19 protein-coding genes and 1 pseudogene are annotated in these 14,965 nt (G+C 59.6%); 10 read left to right on the top strand and 10 right to left on the bottom strand.

Annotated elements, in window-relative coordinates:
• Positions 1-22 precede the first annotated feature (22 nt).
• The 4 genes from M529_RS40115 to M529_RS40100 form a co-directional block, all read right to left on the bottom strand.
• Positions 23-292, bottom strand: a complete 270-nt coding sequence (locus M529_RS40115; protein ID WP_020820544.1) for a hypothetical protein — start codon at positions 290-292, stop codon at positions 23-25.
• A gap of 402 nt (positions 293-694) precedes the next feature.
• Complete coding sequence (locus M529_RS40110) at positions 695-1,030, bottom strand: MHYT domain-containing protein (protein WP_020820543.1); 336 nt, start codon at positions 1,028-1,030, stop codon at positions 695-697.
• Positions 1,031-1,185: 155 nt separating this feature from the next.
• Positions 1,186-1,626 (bottom strand): DUF934 domain-containing protein, encoded by a 441-nt coding sequence (locus M529_RS40105; RefSeq protein WP_020820542.1) that lies wholly within the window; start codon positions 1,624-1,626, stop codon positions 1,186-1,188.
• On the bottom strand, positions 1,619-3,253 hold the full coding sequence (locus M529_RS40100) for a nitrite/sulfite reductase (RefSeq protein ID WP_020820541.1): 1,635 nt from the start codon (positions 3,251-3,253) through the stop codon (positions 1,619-1,621). The genes M529_RS40105 and M529_RS40100 overlap by 8 nt, the downstream gene beginning before the upstream one ends.
• A gap of 227 nt (positions 3,254-3,480) precedes the next feature.
• On the opposite strand from M529_RS40100, the gene M529_RS0124880 reads away from it, so the two are divergent.
• Positions 3,481-3,924 carry an Rrf2 family transcriptional regulator gene (locus M529_RS0124880; RefSeq protein WP_029986492.1) on the top strand — a complete coding sequence of 148 codons (444 nt, stop codon included), beginning with the start codon at positions 3,481-3,483 and terminating at the stop codon, positions 3,922-3,924.
• 29 nt (positions 3,925-3,953) lie between these two features.
• Here the strand turns inward: M529_RS0124880 and M529_RS40095 are convergent, their stop codons facing one another.
• Together M529_RS40095 and M529_RS40090 are read right to left on the bottom strand one after the other, a co-directional pair.
• Positions 3,954-4,439: a DUF6306 domain-containing protein gene (locus tag M529_RS40095; protein ID WP_020820538.1), complete on the bottom strand. Its 486-nt coding sequence runs from the start codon at positions 4,437-4,439 to the stop codon at positions 3,954-3,956.
• Positions 4,436-5,284 (bottom strand): LysR family transcriptional regulator, encoded by an 849-nt coding sequence (locus M529_RS40090; RefSeq protein WP_020820537.1) that lies wholly within the window; start codon positions 5,282-5,284, stop codon positions 4,436-4,438. Before M529_RS40090 ends, M529_RS40095 begins: the two co-directional genes overlap by 4 nt.
• A 64-nt stretch (positions 5,285-5,348) precedes the next feature.
• Here M529_RS40090 and M529_RS49350 point away from each other — a divergent pair, with 64 nt between their 5' ends.
• The 8 genes from M529_RS49350 to M529_RS40060 all read left to right on the top strand — a co-directional run bounded on the left by M529_RS49350 (position 5,349) and on the right by M529_RS40060 (position 8,991).
• Positions 5,349-5,822 carry a hypothetical protein gene (locus tag M529_RS49350; protein WP_125445753.1) on the top strand — a complete coding sequence of 158 codons (474 nt, stop codon included), beginning with the start codon at positions 5,349-5,351 and terminating at the stop codon, positions 5,820-5,822.
• Between the two features lie 53 nt (positions 5,823-5,875).
• Entirely contained in the window at positions 5,876-6,055 is a 180-nt protein-coding gene (locus M529_RS40085; RefSeq protein WP_020820536.1) for a hypothetical protein, read from the top strand.
• A 97-nt stretch (positions 6,056-6,152) separates the two neighbouring features.
• Entirely contained in the window at positions 6,153-6,794 is a 642-nt protein-coding gene (locus M529_RS40080) for a peroxiredoxin (RefSeq protein ID WP_008828739.1), read from the top strand.
• Positions 6,791-7,468: a carbonic anhydrase gene (locus M529_RS40075; protein ID WP_020820535.1), complete on the top strand. Its 678-nt coding sequence runs from the start codon at positions 6,791-6,793 to the stop codon at positions 7,466-7,468. Before M529_RS40080 ends, M529_RS40075 begins: the two co-directional genes overlap by 4 nt.
• On the top strand, positions 7,465-7,863 hold the full coding sequence (locus M529_RS40070) for a hypothetical protein (RefSeq protein ID WP_020820534.1): 399 nt from the start codon (positions 7,465-7,467) through the stop codon (positions 7,861-7,863). Before M529_RS40075 ends, M529_RS40070 begins: the two co-directional genes overlap by 4 nt.
• Positions 7,860-8,060, top strand: a complete 201-nt coding sequence (locus M529_RS49345; RefSeq protein ID WP_021318857.1) for a hypothetical protein — start codon at positions 7,860-7,862, stop codon at positions 8,058-8,060. The genes M529_RS40070 and M529_RS49345 overlap by 4 nt, the downstream gene beginning before the upstream one ends.
• Complete coding sequence (locus tag M529_RS40065) at positions 8,033-8,728, top strand: superoxide dismutase (RefSeq protein ID WP_020820533.1); 696 nt, start codon at positions 8,033-8,035, stop codon at positions 8,726-8,728. Before M529_RS49345 ends, M529_RS40065 begins: the two co-directional genes overlap by 28 nt.
• A 17-nt stretch (positions 8,729-8,745) precedes the next feature.
• A complete protein-coding gene (locus M529_RS40060; protein ID WP_020820532.1) occupies positions 8,746-8,991 on the top strand; it encodes a hypothetical protein in 246 nt (81 codons plus the stop codon).
• 42 nt (positions 8,992-9,033) lie between these two features.
• Here M529_RS40060 and hmpA read toward each other — a convergent pair whose 3' ends face one another.
• The 4 genes and pseudogenes from hmpA to M529_RS40040 form a co-directional block, all read right to left on the bottom strand.
• Entirely contained in the window at positions 9,034-10,245 is a 1,212-nt protein-coding gene (gene hmpA / locus M529_RS40055) for an NO-inducible flavohemoprotein (protein WP_004206960.1), read from the bottom strand.
• A 39-nt stretch (positions 10,246-10,284) separates the two neighbouring features.
• A complete protein-coding gene (locus M529_RS40050; RefSeq protein ID WP_020820531.1) occupies positions 10,285-10,560 on the bottom strand; it encodes a DUF1971 domain-containing protein in 276 nt (91 codons plus the stop codon).
• A complete protein-coding gene (locus tag M529_RS40045; protein ID WP_020820530.1) occupies positions 10,553-11,032 on the bottom strand; it encodes a group III truncated hemoglobin in 480 nt (159 codons plus the stop codon). Before M529_RS40045 ends, M529_RS40050 begins: the two co-directional genes overlap by 8 nt.
• Before the next feature lie 319 nt (positions 11,033-11,351).
• A pseudogene (locus M529_RS40040) lies at positions 11,352-11,801 on the bottom strand (integrase); the annotation flags it as partial.
• A gap of 142 nt (positions 11,802-11,943) precedes the next feature.
• Between M529_RS40040 and M529_RS0124875 the strand changes: the two are divergent.
• The gene (locus M529_RS0124875) at positions 11,944-14,913 is read left to right on the top strand and encodes a Tn3 family transposase (RefSeq protein WP_025160581.1); all 2,970 of its coding nucleotides are present in this window, start codon (positions 11,944-11,946) and stop codon (positions 14,911-14,913) included.
• Positions 14,914-14,965 lie beyond the last annotated feature (52 nt).

Below are 14,965 nucleotides of genomic sequence, written 5' to 3'. Positions count from 1 at the left end.
GATAAACGCAAATATTTTGCGTTTAATTCTTTCTTGTGGACGCGCGCGAATTGGTGCCCTGGTCTGTCTTATTCGAACCATCAGACATGTCCTGCCCTTTGCCTGACACAAAGAATGCGGCGATCGGTACGGCGAGGAAAATCAGCAGCATAATCTGCTCCTCACTGAGGAGGCGATATTCGCTGAGGCAATAGAGAGCAAACGCGAGCCCAGCGAACAGAAGCGTCCATAGAGCCCGCGACCATGTAAAAACGGCCTGTGCAGCAGGGTCGCCCGACATAAACCTCTTCATGCGGCATCCTCTCCTGTCGATGCTCGCTCGCAACCAGCTATCTTCATGGTTTGATAGAAGCAGGGTGAAAGAATGCGCACTGCGTCGCAAACGAATGTTTTTGCAGGTTAAGCGCAAAAACTCTCAGGTCGCGCAAACGGGGCATCAGCATAGCACGCAGGGGCGTTCGCAAAGCGAGAGTAGGAAGCGCCTATTCGTCCGCTATCAACTGAGGAGTTGGCGCTTTCAAAGCCGCTTCGATCAGGCGACGCACCTTCCCTCGGCGTGCTACGTCCGAACCCCCAGCTGCAGCGGCTTCACGTCGGGCTCGTCGAACGAAACTGCGCATTTCAGCAAAGCTCGGCCGTCTATTCTGGCCTAGAACCGCGATGAGGGCAGGATAGATCCAGATCTGCGTTGCCATCAGTGCTTTCCTTTAGAGAGGGCGGAGCGGCCCGGCTTGGTATCGCGCGAAGATCCTCCATCCCGTTCTTCCCGGCCTACCAGATAGAGCAGGCCTGCCCCAACCAGAGCGAACACGGTGGCCATCTTCACGAACTCACTTTGCCCTAACGCAGCCAGCCAGGTGCCACCGACTATGATGAGCAGAAAAGCCGCGCCCCAGCGCGGATGATGAACGCGGGTGGCCAGCCACCAAGCCAGACAGGACAGCGATATCGCGACCAGCAAGCTGCCCAACGTCAGGCCGACAGCCGTGACCAGGATTTGCAACATCGGCATATCTGCCTCCATCGACATCCCCTCCGCGCCCTTCGTTCCAATATATCGTGTTGCGATATATTTACAAGGACCCCGCTCATCACTTCCAGCATTCAAGGCACGATGGTCTGGTTAATATATGGTGCGCGCGCCAGGTGCCGAACTACCGTCCAAACCAGAGGAAGGAACTGCCTTCATTCCGTGGCGAATTGGGGATGCCGCAGCGCCCAAATCGGTACTCGCCCATCTGTCGCGGACTGATAGACGTCAGGGTAGCGGCTCAGCGCAGCATCGACGGCACCCGGATGAAAGGGGGCGTCGGGCTCGAAGCTGTCGAAGCCGCAACGCCGCATAAAGAATACGAGATCAATGAGCACGTCACCGATCGCGCGGATTTCGCCTGTGTAGCCCGCCTCGCGCAATATGCTTGCGCTGGAAAAACCACGCCCGTCGCGAAACCGCGGAAAGTCGATCTCGACGAGCCGTACGCGGCCAAGTTCGGGTAACAAGGCGCGGACATCATCGCCCGCCTCGAGAAGCACTGAGGTTGCGTCCTTCTGATTGAGAAACGCATCCAGGGAAACTCCCGGCTCATCCGGTGCCGGATCGTCCCGGAAGCGTAACGGATCACCCATAAATAGCCTCCTTGAACGGATCCATGCCAACGCGGCGATAGCAATCGAGAAAGCGTTCACCTGGCTCGCGAATCTCACGATAGCGTTCGATCGTGCGTTCGACGGCATCGACGATCCCGGTCTCGTCGAAGCCCGGCCCGGTGATCTTGGCCTGCGAAACATCCTCGGCCCCGGACCCGCCAAGCAGCAACTGGTAGTTCTCTGTGCCCTTACGATCGACACCAAGGATACCGATATGGGCCGCGTGGTGATGACCGCAGGCGTTGATGCAGCCCGAAATCTTGATCTTGAGTTCGCCGAGGTCGAGCTGACGATCGAGATCGGCAAAGCGCTCTGCGATCTGTTGGGCGACGGGTATCGAACGCGCGTTGGCCAGGCTGCAATAATCGAGTCCGGGACAAGCGATGATGTCCGTGACGAGGCCGAGATTGACGCTTGCCAGCCCCGCCGCGTCCAGCGCCTGCCAGACCGCATGGAGATCCCGCTTGCGCACATGGGGCAGCACGAGATTCTGGACATGCGTCGAGCGCAGGTCATCGAAGCTGTAGCGTTCGGCAAGGTCGGCCACGAGCTCCATCTGCTCGGCTGAAATGTCGCCGGTTATACCCCCGTCGGGTTTGAGGCTGATATTGACGATGGCATAACCGGGCGCCTTATGTGCGGCGACCTGGCGATCGACCCATAGCGCGAAGTCGGGATCGGAGCGGTCGAGCTCCTCGGAAAGCCCGGTCTCGAACGGCGGCGGGTCAAAATGGGCGGCAATCCTGTCATACTCGGCCTGCGGAAAATCCCGGCCCAGCGTCAGGATGTGCTCGAACTCCATCTCCACCTGACGGCGGAACTCTTCTTCCCCCAGTTCATGAACAAGGATCTTCATCCTCTGCTTGTGGATGTTGTCGCGCCGCGCATGCCGGTTCCACACCCGCAGGATCGCCTGGATATAGGAAAAGATCTGGCCTGCCGGACAGAACGCCCTGATCGGGAAAGCGATAATCGGCGTGCGCCCCATACCGCCGCCAGCATAGACCTCGAACCCCTGCTCACCGTTCTCGTTCTTGATGATGCGCAGTGCACAGTCGTGCCAGCGCAGCGCGGCACGGTCTTCCTGCGCGGCGATCACTGCGATCTTGAACTTGCGCGGCAGATAACTGAATTCTGGATGGAACGTCGTGGCCTGGCGGATCAGTTCGGCCCAGGGCCGCGGATCGCATATCTCGTCGGGAGCAGCTCCAGCATAATGATCCGCCGACAGGTTGCGAATGCTCTCGCCGCTCGTCTGGATGGCGTGCATTTCCACCGTCGCGAGCTCAGCGAGGATGTCGGGCGCATCCGCCAGTTTGATCCAGTTATATTGGATGTTCTGTCGTGTCGTGAAATGACCGTAGCCTCGGTCATATTTGCGCGCGATATGCGCCAGCTTGCGCATTTGCCGCGAATTGAGCGTGCCGTAAGGCACCGCTACGCGCAGCATATAAGCGTGCAGTTGCAGGTAGAGCCCATTCTTGAGCCGCAGAGGCTTGAACTGGTCTTCGCTGAGATGGCCTTCGATCCGACGGCGCGTCTGGTCGCGAAACTCTTCGACCCGGGCATCGACCATGGCCTGATCATACTCGTCGTATTTGTACATATCAGCCTCTCACGCCCAAGGGGACATCAGGATGGCATCACGAGCACTCATGCACAAAATGACTTTTAATGCAGCGATCCATCAAAATAATTGCTCGATAAGGCAGGTCGCTGCAGGCCAACAACCATGGGCCGATCGTTGCAAGCCGGCATCGAGGGCAATCCCGGCCTTAACATGTCTGTGACATACAGGTATGGTGTTTGCAGATTGTTTCTCGGGAGTTCTGCGTGCGGCTGACACGCTACACGGATTATTCACTGCGGGTCTTGATTCACCTGGCCCTTCACGAAGAGCGCCTGTGTTCGATCGGCGAAATCGCGCGGGCTTATGATGTCTCCCACAATCACCTGATGAAGGTCGTCAACGCCCTGGCGCACGACGGCTTCATCGAAACCGTTCGCGGTCGCGCCGGCGGCATGCGTCTCGCCCGACCAGCGGATGAGATGACCGTCGGCGAGGTCGTCCGCCGCACCGAGGAAGGCTTCCAACTCGCAGATTGTTCCGGGTGTGCGCTGTCTCCCGCATGTGGACTGACCGGCGTGCTGGCGCAAGGCATGCAGGCGATGATGGCGGTATTCGATACCTACCGGATTTCCGATCTCCTGTCCGATCGTGAGGCCATGAAGCGGCTGATTAACCGCCAATCACCGCTCGGCGTCGGCATGGACTAAATGATACAGCCTGCGGATTTCCGCGCAGGTCAATGCTCCGCTTCAAGATGCGCTGCGGCGCGATCGATGTTGACCCGATGGCTCTCGAGCATCTCGCGCAGATCGGCATGCAATGCCTCGTCACGAACCCTAGGGGTCAGAGATTCCAGTTTGCGAACCACCCAGGCTTGTCCGCGGTTGAGAAAGGCGAGCCTTTCAAGCGGATCAGGGATTGCCAACGCCTTCTTGTAAAAGGCGCCGGTCTTGCGTGAGGGCGCTGCGCCCAATCGCCTGATCTGCCTCGAGAGCATCGCGCACCAACGTGCTTCGTCGGCACGGACCGATCGCATCAGTTCGGCGTAGTCGGGATCGTTCGCCGACTTGGTGCTGGCGAGCGCGACGCGGGCGCCGGCCCGTTCGGCTTCCAGCAGTTCGTTGAGCGCCGCGAGGATCTCCTCGCGACCGGCAAAGCCCATGTAAATGTCATCGGCTTCGCTGGCGTAGCAAACGGGCGAGGATGGTTCGTTCACGGTCATGCTGTAATCGCCGCGGCCGCCTTGAGGCCGGCACGAATGCGGTCCATCACGCCCGGGTCGGCCTTTGTGCTGTGGACGACATAGGCCGAGTACGAAAATTCAGGACTTCCGGGGACGAGAGCGAGGCGGCCTTCCTCGAGATAGGAGCGGATGAAGCCTTTGCGAAAATAGCCGCTACCCCCTGTCGCCAGGATATAATCGAGCGCGAGCGGACCATAGCTGATCGAAACGACGGAGTTAGGCTGATCCGGGAAAGCGGCGTGATAGCTCCCGGCAAACTCCTCACCCCAATCGATCTGAACATGATCTTCCGGTGCGAGAGGGCTGCTGGTTGGCGTGGTCCGCACCAGGACCAACTTTTCCTCGAACAAGAGTTCGGCGATGATCCCCGGACGGCTCGGCGCGGCATAGAGCACCGCCATATCGAGTGAGCCATCCTGGACCTGCTCCATCAGGCGTTCGGATGTGTCGATATGGGTGCTTACCGCGATTTCCGGACATTCCCGACGCATCCAGAGCAACCAGTGCCGCAGCAAGGGACTCCACAGACTGAGCTCGGCGCCGACCGTTACCACGGTCTCCCGTCCCGGCGGGAGCGCGACGGCGCGGCGCGCCCGATCCCAGACCTGCACCATGGTGGTTGCAAAGCGCAGAAACTGCTCGCCCGCCGGTGTCAGCTTCGCACCTGCCTTGTTGCGGATGAATACTGGCCGATCGAGCAGGTCCTCAAGCACCCGGATGCGGGCACTGACTGCGGTCTGCGTGAGGTGAAGGTTCGACGCAGCGTTCACAAAACTGCCGGTTTTAACGACTTCCAAGAATGTGCGCGCAACATTGATATCCATAAACCATCATCCTTGCGCTCAATGCGCAATAATATTCATTTGCTTGCTTCATGGTAGCGGGCCGATGATGGGATCACAAGGCAAGACCCGTGTGATCGACCCTGGACAGGCACCAACAACCATAAGGCGTCTAACGGTTTGGGCGAACTTTCAGATGAAACCTTTAGGCCGCTTCACGCCCGAACCGCCGCCGCCGCGGGCCGAAATCTGGAAAGTCAGCATAGCGCTGGCGTTGCTGGTTTTAGGGATAGGCATAGCACTTTTCAGTTTTTACGACGCTGGTGCGATCAGTGACGATGTCTTCGTTGCCGTGGTGGTCTTCGTGATCGCGGTTTGTATCGGTGTGATCCTCTCTCTCGATTGGGAACAAACGGCACATCGCCGAGTGCGTCAGCCCTGGCAGGAAGTGCCCCCTCCGTTTGACTTCATCGCGCTGTGGTCATCTGAAGACCGACAGCCGTCGGGTGAAGATGCCCCTAATCTTCAGGAAACCTGCCGCCGCAAACCGCCTCCCTCGTCACGGACAAAGCTGCCGTGAAGGCTGACAACGATGATGACCGACAAGCGCGTGGACCAGAGCGCCCGCCCTCCATGTCCGGGCTCTATCTGATTTTCGCCGCAAGCATCGCCTTCGTCTCGATCCGCCTTTTTGTCGATTTGCTCCGCCAAAACGGCTTCGTCGCCGAAGGGGACGGCAATGGGATAGTGCTGTTCGCCATGCCGATAGCCCTCCTCGTGATCGTGGGGCTCGGACCGGGAACCCGGCGCTAATTTATATCCAATATCTTTGCTGATAAATAATAATAACATTCGTTTGTATGATGCTTCGTCCATCTCCACATCAGATCTGCGATATGAAGGAGTTCCCATGGCCATTCAGCTCGGGCAGATCGCCCCCGATTTCGAGCAGGACAGCACGCACGGTCGCATCAGCTTCCACGATTGGCTCGGCGGAAGCTGGGGTGTCCTGTTCAGCCATCCCAAGAATTTTACGCCGGTCTGCACGACGGAACTGGGCGAGGTTGCCAAGCTCCGGTCCGAATGGGACAAACGCAACGTCAAACCCATTGGCCTCTCGGTGGATCCGGTCGAAGCCCATCACAAATGGGAGCTCGACATTCACGAAACCCAAGGGACGAAACTCGACTTCCCGATGATCGCGGATGCCAACACCAAGGTGTCGGCGCTCTACGACATGATCCACCCCGAGAGCGACCCGACGGTCACTGTCCGTTCCGTCTTCGTCATCGATCCGTCACGCAAGGTGCGGCTGATCCTGACCTACCCGCCTTCGACCGGTCGGAATTTTGCCGAGATTCTCCGTGCCATCGACAGCCTTCAACTTACAGATGCCCGTAGCATCGCAACGCCCGTCAACTGGGAACCTGGCGAGCCGGTCGTCATATCGCCGAAGCTGTCGGACGAGGAGGCATCCCGGCAGTTCCCACAAGGCTACAAGACACTGAAGCCCTACCTTCGGGTCGTCGATCTGCAGGCTCCCGGGCAATGAGGCAATTGGAGGAGAGTGGAAAAAGACAGACCGCCGCCGACGGAGCAGACGACGGCGGCCTCTCCGACCTGTTGGCCCGCAACCGCGTATGGGCTGACGCCAAAACCCTGATCGATCCCGGATTCTTTAAACGGCTCGTAGGCCAGCAGCGGCCACGCTACTTCTGGATCGGCTGTTCGGACAGCCGGGTGCCGGCCACCGAAATCGTCGATCTCGATCCCGGCGAGATGTTTGTTCATCGCAACGTCGCCAATCTCGCCACGCCGAGCGATCCTAACTTCGCCGCCGCCTTGGAGTTCGCGGTCGATGTTTTGAAGGTCGAGCACATCATCGTCGTGGGCCATTACGGGTGCGGCGGGATTCAAGCGGCAATGGCACCGGACAGGGACGACGCGATCGGGCTTTGGCTCGCACCGGTGCGTGAGCTCTATCAAACAGTCTGCTGCACCCCGGATACCAATGCGGACCGTTTGTGCGAACATAATATCCGCGCCCAGGTGAAAGCACTCGCAGCCAACCCATTGGTTCTTCGGGCCTGGGCGCGGCACGCTGCGCTAACGCTTCACGGTTGGGTCTACGCCATTGGAGACGGCCTTCTCCAACCGGTCTGCTCACCCGTCAGCCGCCACCCCGATGAGGCAGTTCCCAAACTCCGGATTGCAGGCGCGTCATGATCGCCGTGCGCGCCCTGTGCCGCGTGAGGGCGATTGGCCATGACGACAGCCTCGTCGACGCCATCTCCGCCTGCAAGGGCGCGAGTGAACCCGATCGCGACATTGATGCACGGATTGCGCTGGCCGTATTTCCGGCACTGCGCAGCTTGACCGTTATTGCTCCGGGAGTCTGGCTGCAGGACGACGGCAACCACGTTCGGGCACTGCTCTACACGGCGACTTGCCGCGCTGCCGCTATGTTGGTGCCATCCGGCTATTGGATCGAAGCCGGCCCCCAGGGAACCACCGTGGTGGGCGAGCTTGGCCAATGGACAGCCCATCACCCGGTTGAGGCAATCGCCCTGTGCATGGCCGCGCTCGATGCGCGAAGGGCGGAGCTGTCCTATGCACATTGACCGTTCTCACCAAAGACCATTGCAGCGCCCTGTGCGGCTGCATCAGCAATGGTCCCGCAGCGCTCATCATCAGGGCCTTCCTACCGACTTATCTGCGCCGGATGGTGCCGCATCATCACGCCTCGGCCGAAACGATTTCCGGCGCTATTTCTGCTCAAGGAGACAAGCGATGGCTGATCAAAGCCGCAATGCTGTAATACCTCAATCCGACCTTGAGAGGCTCGTCTTCGAATTGCCTCCCCTGCCCTATGGGACCAAGGATCTCGAGCCTGTCCTCTCGGCGGAAACACTGGAGATCCACCACGGCAAACATCACGCACGCTACGTGGAAACGCTCAATCGGCTGCTGGCCGAGCAGAATTTCTCGGCCCACACGCTCGAGGAAATCATCCGTATCGCGCACGGCAGCGGCGCGAAGGGCGTCTTCAACAATGCAGCCCAGGCATGGAACCATAGCTTCTTTTGGGAGAGCATGGCGCCGAAAACGGTTAAACCTGCCGGGCTGCTCGCCAGCGCCATTTCGTCCGAATTCGGGAGTCTCGAAACGCTCAGACAGCGTTTTTCCGCTGAAGGAACGGGCCATTTCGGATCGGGTTGGGTCTGGCTCATCGCGAAGCGCGACAAGCTCGAGGTGATCTCTACCCACGACGCGGGTAGCCCAATCCTTGAGGAAGGGGTGACGCCGCTGCTTGCTTGCGATGTGTGGGAGCATGCCTACTACATCGATTACCGCCAGGATCGCGCGGGCTGGATCACGTCCTGGTGGAACAGGCTCGCAAATTGGAGCTTCGCCGAAACGCAGTTTGACGCAGCGATCGGCCAGGGCAAGCCGTGGCGCTATCCACCATCACAGACCGCCCGTTGAATAAGGAGGAGAAGTAAATGCTCGTTGACGTTTTGGCTGGCGATAGCAGTTCCCCAGCAGCCCGGGGCAGTTTTCACTTCGCGCGGTCACCCCAGGCAGGCGAAGAGATCGAGATCGACGGAACGGTCGTCGTCGTGACGCGGGCCTGGCATCGGCCCAGCATCTATTACCAGGGTGCCAAGTTCGCGATTCTCGTCGAGGAACCTGTCGCTGACGCCCAAGTGCGTCCAGAAGTCCGAGATCACGCCGACATGGCGGTTTGAGTAGACGCGGAGAAGGGCGATGTCGCCCTTTTCCGCGCTCAGTCAGGCGGCGAGCAATTCGTCCGCCGGACCGAAGAATTCGTAATGAATGCGGTCGGATGGGACGCCAGCCAGCGACAAGGTCGAGACGGCGTGCCGCAGAAACGGGCGTGGTCCGCAGATATAGTAATCGGCCTCACCTACAGGCGTGTTGGCGACCAGCCATTCATCGGTAATGATGCCGGCGACGTCATAATCCCGTCCTGCGACTTCATCTTCGAGCGGGGTCTGATGAAAATCGGTGACGGTGATTGACTTGCCCCGCCCAGCGACAGCGCGAACATGATCACGCATTGCGTGGGTATCGCGGTCATGAGTTCCGTGGACATAGTGCACGGGGACTCCCGCCTCGCCCTCAGCAAGCGTTTCGAGCATGGCCACCATCGGGGTCAGCCCCACGCCGCCCGACAGGAGGATCACCGGGCGTTCGACATGCGCTGCCAGGAAGAATTCGCCTGCAGGCGCGGCAACTTTGAGCACCGTGCCCGGCTTGGCTTCATCATGAAGCCAGCCTGACGCAAGACCAAGCGGCTCACGCTTGACCGAAATGCGATAGGTTTCGCCGTTGGGGGCTGCTGAAATCGAATAGTTGCGCTTGACTGGCGGATGTCCCGGAATTTCAAGCCAGAAGGTCAGATATTGCCCGGGCTTGTGCCGCATGACGGCCCCGCCATCAACGGGGCGCAGAACGAAGGAATTGATGACGCTGCTCTCACGCACGACGTCCTCGACGCGAAAATCGCGCCAGCCATTCCATCCGCCGGTCGCATCCTTCTGTTCTGAGTAGACTCGCTGCTCGCGGGCGATCAGGATGTTGGCCAGGAACCAGTAGGCTTCGCCCCAGGCAGCGAGAATTTCATCGGTGGCCGCATCCCCCAGCACCGCCTTGATCGCCCCCAGGAGCGCCTCGGCAACGTGCGGATAATGTTCGGGCAGAATTTGCAGGCCAACATGCTTCTGCGCGATCCGCTCGACCGCCGGGGCAAGCGCACCGAGATTTTCGATGTTGCTCGCATAGGCGAGAATGGCGCCGGTCAGTGCCCGCGGCTGCGAACCGGCATCACCATGGTGCGATTGGTTGAAAAGGTCGCGAATGTTCGGGTTCTGGAACATCCGGGAATACATCTCGTTCACGATGTCGAGGCCATGCGCTTCGAGCGCGGGGACGGTCGCCTTGACGAGCGCAATGGTCTGATCGCTGAGGGGCTGCGTCATCAACTTCTCCTTTTTGAATGCGTTGAAAATCCCGGAATGTCAGAGCTTGGGAATGTGATCGTAAAAATCCACCTGCATCTTCATCGGCCCTGTCGGCGTTACGAAATGCGGTTGCTGAGGGAGAATCAAGCCAGGCTGGTCAGGCGTCAGGACGATCTCCGAAGGTGGCTCGAGGTAGGTTAGCCGGAGTTCGCCCTCGAAAACCCGGATCACGCCCCAAACACCAGCCTTCGTGTCATGTCGCGCGCGCAAGGCAGCCGGCAGAGTGTCCTGGTTGAACACCGGCGTGGAACGGTAAGGCAAGATTTCAGCCATGGGTTTGCCCTGGTCGCTCGATGGCATCCTTACGTTCCGCGTTGGCGACCGATGCAGCACTCCGTTCCTCCAGTTGGAAGAACATCGCCAGTTGCAGGCTCTCGGCGATGCGCCGCGCCTTCGCTTGTAGCGCCGCTGCCGCTTCGGGCGTCATCCTGTCATTGGTCGTTTGAACCCAGAGTGCGAACCACCGCTCGAACAGCGCGGGCGTTATCCTGGCCTTATGCTTCAAATGGGCCGGCACCGGTTGCCCCTTGTATCGGCCACTGGTGAGCATGACGGAGGACCAGAACGCAGTCAGCTTCCCAAGATGCTCCGGCCAGTCATCGATCGCATCGTTGAAAATCGGCCCAAGCGCGGGGTCGGCGCGGACCCGCGCGTAAAATTCCTCCACCAAAGGAGTCAGCTCTTCTTCTCTGATTTTCGAGACACCGTCCACGACTCGCGCTCCAATCATGTATATATAATACATCTATCATGATTGCGCATAAACGCAAGGCTAGCGCATATTTCCAGGCCGTCGGTCGCGGCGATGTACACAGCCTGAGAAACTGCTCAGCCCCGCTAGTTTAGCCTTGAATCCGAAACACGAAGGCATAGCATCAGCCAGCGACCCGAAGGAGTCTCGGTAAGACGTAGACACCTTTCCTTGCCCGCCCGTCAAAAGACGGGCGGGTTTTCTTTTCCGATTCCGTCGGACATTCGCTGGAACGCTAATCCGCGTGATCTGGCGCACTCGGAATTTTCAAACACCGTCACAAATACCTAATTATGCGCAGCTCAAGATCTAATCACCCGATTTTCGCGATCAAGCGGCCGGCGGCACCCTGCTCTGCCGCCAGATTGCGATTATAGGCGAGCGGCATCCGGGGACTCTTCCAGCGTAGCGCATCCATGATCCCCGCCAGATCCTCGCCGCTCGCAAACAGATCCTGGTTCAAGCCCACCCGCGTCGAATGCGCGCTCACGCCCTTGAGCAACTGCGCCAGATCATCGGCGGTGAGGTCGCTCAGCGCGCCCTTGTCGAAGGCGCGCCGGATCATTGCCCGCCAGATCGGCCCGATCGAACCCGGGTGCAACGCCCCCTCTCCCACATCATATTCGGTGCGCGCCGGCACCGCCGACTTCGGCAACGTCTTGCGCAGATCCCAGCTTTCGCGGCCAGAAATCGTCTCGATCCGCCGCCCCTTGACCGCAGCCCGCGCCTTGTAGCGGCGCACCTGCACCCGGCGAAACAGGGGGGCACCTCAAGGTTCGTTCGCCAGACAACGCTAAGCCGGAGATGTCTCTGAAACTCTGCAATAACCTTTTTGCATGCCTGCCCCATTGCGCGGGTCTAGCCTGACCGATTGGGGGGTCATTCCGACTCAGGCGGGGTACAACATGGCGCGGCGCAATTTACTGACGCGGGAAGAGCGCGAGCGGCTATTCCTACCAAGAACCGACCACTTCTCGATCATCAGGAACTACACGCTGACGGTCGAAGACCTGGATATCATCGGAAAGCGACGAGGCCCCGTTAATCGGCTCGGTATTGCTGCTCACCTTGCCTTACTGCGGCATCCTGGGTTTGGGCTGCGCACGAACTCGGACATCCCCGATGCTATACTCAACTACCTGTCTGCGCAGCTTGGCGTCGCTCCGGGCACATACGGTGCCTATGGCCAACGTCCGCAAACGCGAACCGACCACAGCTCAATTGCCGCTGATTACCTCGGTCTTAGGCCGTTCACACGCGCGGATGTTGCCCACGCTATTGAACTTGCAGCCCGTGCAGCCATGCGCAGTGACCGCGGAGAAACAATTGCCAGATCCTTGATGGATAACCTGAAGGCGGAGCGCTTTATTCTGCCCCCGCCCGACACCCTCGAGCGGGCCGGGCTTGCCGGGAGAGCACGCGCTCGTAAGCGCGCAGCATCGGAAATCGTCGCCGAACTGGGCGGCAGTACATTGGAGTTGCTCGACGCACTCCTGATCAATGACCCAGCCCTTGGTATGACGCCGCTGGCTTGGTTGCGGGATATGCCCGGATCTCCGTCAACCAAGAACATGAATGCGCTTCTCAAGCGGCTGCGGTTCATACGTGATCTCGGGATTGAACCGGCAATCAGCCTAGCAACCACGGGCTTCCGCTTTGGCCAATTCGTGCGCGAGGGCAGCGTCGCTCCGCCGTTTCTGTTGGCCGACTATTCCCACAATCGCCGCAGAGCGACGCTGGCAGCCGCGGTCGTCAATCTCGAGGTCAAGCTTGCAGATGCCGCAATCCTGATGTTCGAGCGCCTCATTGGCGGGCTGTTCACCCGAGCCAAGCGTGGCCAGGAACGCCGCTATCAGGACACAGCACCTTCGGTCGGCAAGCTCATGCGACTGTTTGGTGCAACGATCGCGGCGCTGGATATGGCAGAGGAAACTGGCGGCGATCCGCTGGTCCTGGTCGATGAGATGGTGGGCTGGCATCGCCTGATGGCAGCCCGTCCGCACGTCGATGCCTTGGCGGATCTCGCTCAGGAGGACACTCTGGTTCTTGCAACCGAGCGATACGCTACACTGCGCCGGTTCTCCCGCAACTTCCTCGACACATTCACGTTCAAGGCCTCGGGCAGCGGGACCAACCTGCTCTCCGCTCTCGATCTCCTCAAGCAGGCCAACGGCAGTTGGGGTACGCAGTTGCCAGCAAACCCGCCGATGCCCTTTTCCAATCGGCATTGGTCCAAATTGATAATGGAGGGAGGAAAGGTCAGCCGTCCGCGCTACGAGACGGCCGTGCTGGCGACACTTCGAGATAAACTGCGAGCGGGCGATGTCTGGGTCGAAGGAACGCGGGCTTACCAGCGTTTCGACGCCTATCTGCTCCCCCGCAAGGCCGCACAATCGGCAATCTCCGAACTGCCGATCAACGTGAATTCCGGAGAATATCTGGCTCATAAGAGCGCCGAACTTGATCGGCGATTGCGTCACTTCGCGCATCAGCTGCGGACCGGCCGCTTGCCTGGCGTGACGCTCGTTCGCGAAAAGCTGAAAGTCGTTCCGCTGCAAGCGGCGACTCCACCAGAAGCGGAAGCTCTTGACCGCAAACTCGATGCCCTACTCCCGCGCGTCCGAATTACCGAACTCCTGCTCGAAGTCGCTGAACGTACCGGATTTCTCTCTGCATTTCGGGATGTCCGCTCGGGCAAGGAGCACGATAAGCCCGCTGCCGTGCTCGCCGCCATTCTGGCGGATGGTACGAATCTCGGCGTCGAACGCATGGCCAACGCCAGCCAGGGCGTCACATATGCGCAGCTCGCCTGGACCCAGAACTGGTATATCTCGCCCGATAACTACGAGGCTGCTCTGGCCCAGATTGTGCGCGAACATCACCGCCTCCCGTTCGCGCGAAACTGGGGCGAAGGTGTCAGTGCATCATCCGACGGCCAGTTCTTCCGCACCGGCCGGATCCGATCGGGCGCAGCCGAGATCAACGCAAAATACGGTCACGAGCCAGGTATCAAAATTTACTCGCACCTTTCCGACCATTTTGCCTCGTTCAGTTCGCGCATCATGTCTGCCACCGCAAACGAAGCCCCATACGTGCTCGACGGCCTGATGCTAGGGGCCCGCGAATTGCCACTGAAGGAGCTGTATACCGATACCGGCGGTGCGTCGGATCACGTCTTTGGCCTGTGCCACCTGCTCGGGTTCCGTTTCGTCCCTCGAATGCGTGATCTTGCAGACCGGCGGCTCGGAACCATCGTATCCGGTGCAAACTACAAAGGCATCGAATGTCTGTTCGGCCAGGCGATCAAGGTCGGCACCATTGAGGCAGAGTGGGATGATCTCGTCCGAATGGCCGCCTCAATTCGGGAAGGAACTGTTGCTCCGTCTATCATCCTGCGCAAGCTTTCCGCCTATCGCCGGCAGAACAAGCTTGACCTTGCCCTTCGCGAACTTGGCCGCATCGAGCGGACGTTGTTCACGCTCGACTGGCTGGAACAGCCTGATTTGCGCCGCGCCTGCCAAGCCGGATTGAACAAGGGAGAGGCCCGGCACGCTCTGGCAGACGCCGTCTACACCAACCGCCAGGGCCGGTTCACCGATCGAACTCTTGAGAACCAGCAATACCGCGCATCTGGGCTCAACTTGCTCATCGCCGCCATTGCATACTGGAATGCCCTCTATCTCGGCCGGGCCGCCGATCACCTGCGGTACTCGGGAATTGAGATCGACGAAACACTGCTAGCGCACGTCTCACCTCTGGGTTGGTCGCATATCGGCCTCACAGGTGACTACCTTTGGGAAGATGCATCTTTCAGCGGCAACCGCGGGTACCGAGCACTCCACGACCCGAACGGCAGACTTCGGCTCGTCGCCTAGGATGTTCTCAGTATTTCCAGCTTAGCGTTGTCTGGCGAACAAATCTTGAGGT

This window comes from Sphingobium ummariense RL-3, from assembly GCF_000447205.1.
In the GTDB taxonomy this organism is placed as follows: Bacteria; Pseudomonadota; Alphaproteobacteria; order Sphingomonadales; family Sphingomonadaceae; genus Sphingobium; species Sphingobium ummariense.
This window is presented reverse-complemented; position numbering and strand designations above follow the sequence as displayed.

Coding starts and splice junctions, on each gene's coding strand:
- M529_RS40115 (WP_020820544.1), bottom strand. CDS start 292: ATGAAGAGGTTTATGTCGGGCGACCCTGCTGCACAGGCCGTTTTTACA.
- M529_RS40110 (WP_020820543.1), bottom strand. CDS start 1,030: ATGTCGATGGAGGCAGATATGCCGATGTTGCAAATCCTGGTCACGGCT.
- M529_RS40105 (WP_020820542.1), bottom strand. CDS start 1,626: ATGGGTGATCCGTTACGCTTCCGGGACGATCCGGCACCGGATGAGCCG.
- M529_RS40100 (WP_020820541.1), bottom strand. CDS start 3,253: ATGTACAAATACGACGAGTATGATCAGGCCATGGTCGATGCCCGGGTC.
- M529_RS40095 (WP_020820538.1), bottom strand. CDS start 4,439: ATGACCGTGAACGAACCATCCTCGCCCGTTTGCTACGCCAGCGAAGCC.
- M529_RS40090 (WP_020820537.1), bottom strand. CDS start 5,284: ATGGATATCAATGTTGCGCGCACATTCTTGGAAGTCGTTAAAACCGGC.
- M529_RS49350 (WP_125445753.1), top strand. CDS start 5,349: ATGATGGGATCACAAGGCAAGACCCGTGTGATCGACCCTGGACAGGCA.
- M529_RS40085 (WP_020820536.1), top strand. CDS start 5,876: ATGTCCGGGCTCTATCTGATTTTCGCCGCAAGCATCGCCTTCGTCTCG.
- M529_RS40080 (WP_008828739.1), top strand. CDS start 6,153: ATGGCCATTCAGCTCGGGCAGATCGCCCCCGATTTCGAGCAGGACAGC.
- M529_RS40075 (WP_020820535.1), top strand. CDS start 6,791: ATGAGGCAATTGGAGGAGAGTGGAAAAAGACAGACCGCCGCCGACGGA.
- M529_RS40070 (WP_020820534.1), top strand. CDS start 7,465: ATGATCGCCGTGCGCGCCCTGTGCCGCGTGAGGGCGATTGGCCATGAC.
- M529_RS40065 (WP_020820533.1), top strand. CDS start 8,033: ATGGCTGATCAAAGCCGCAATGCTGTAATACCTCAATCCGACCTTGAG.
- M529_RS40060 (WP_020820532.1), top strand. CDS start 8,746: ATGCTCGTTGACGTTTTGGCTGGCGATAGCAGTTCCCCAGCAGCCCGG.
- hmpA (WP_004206960.1), bottom strand. CDS start 10,245: ATGACGCAGCCCCTCAGCGATCAGACCATTGCGCTCGTCAAGGCGACC.
- M529_RS40050 (WP_020820531.1), bottom strand. CDS start 10,560: ATGGCTGAAATCTTGCCTTACCGTTCCACGCCGGTGTTCAACCAGGAC.
- M529_RS40045 (WP_020820530.1), bottom strand. CDS start 11,032: ATGTATTATATATACATGATTGGAGCGCGAGTCGTGGACGGTGTCTCG.
- M529_RS0124875 (WP_025160581.1), top strand. CDS start 11,944: ATGGCGCGGCGCAATTTACTGACGCGGGAAGAGCGCGAGCGGCTATTC.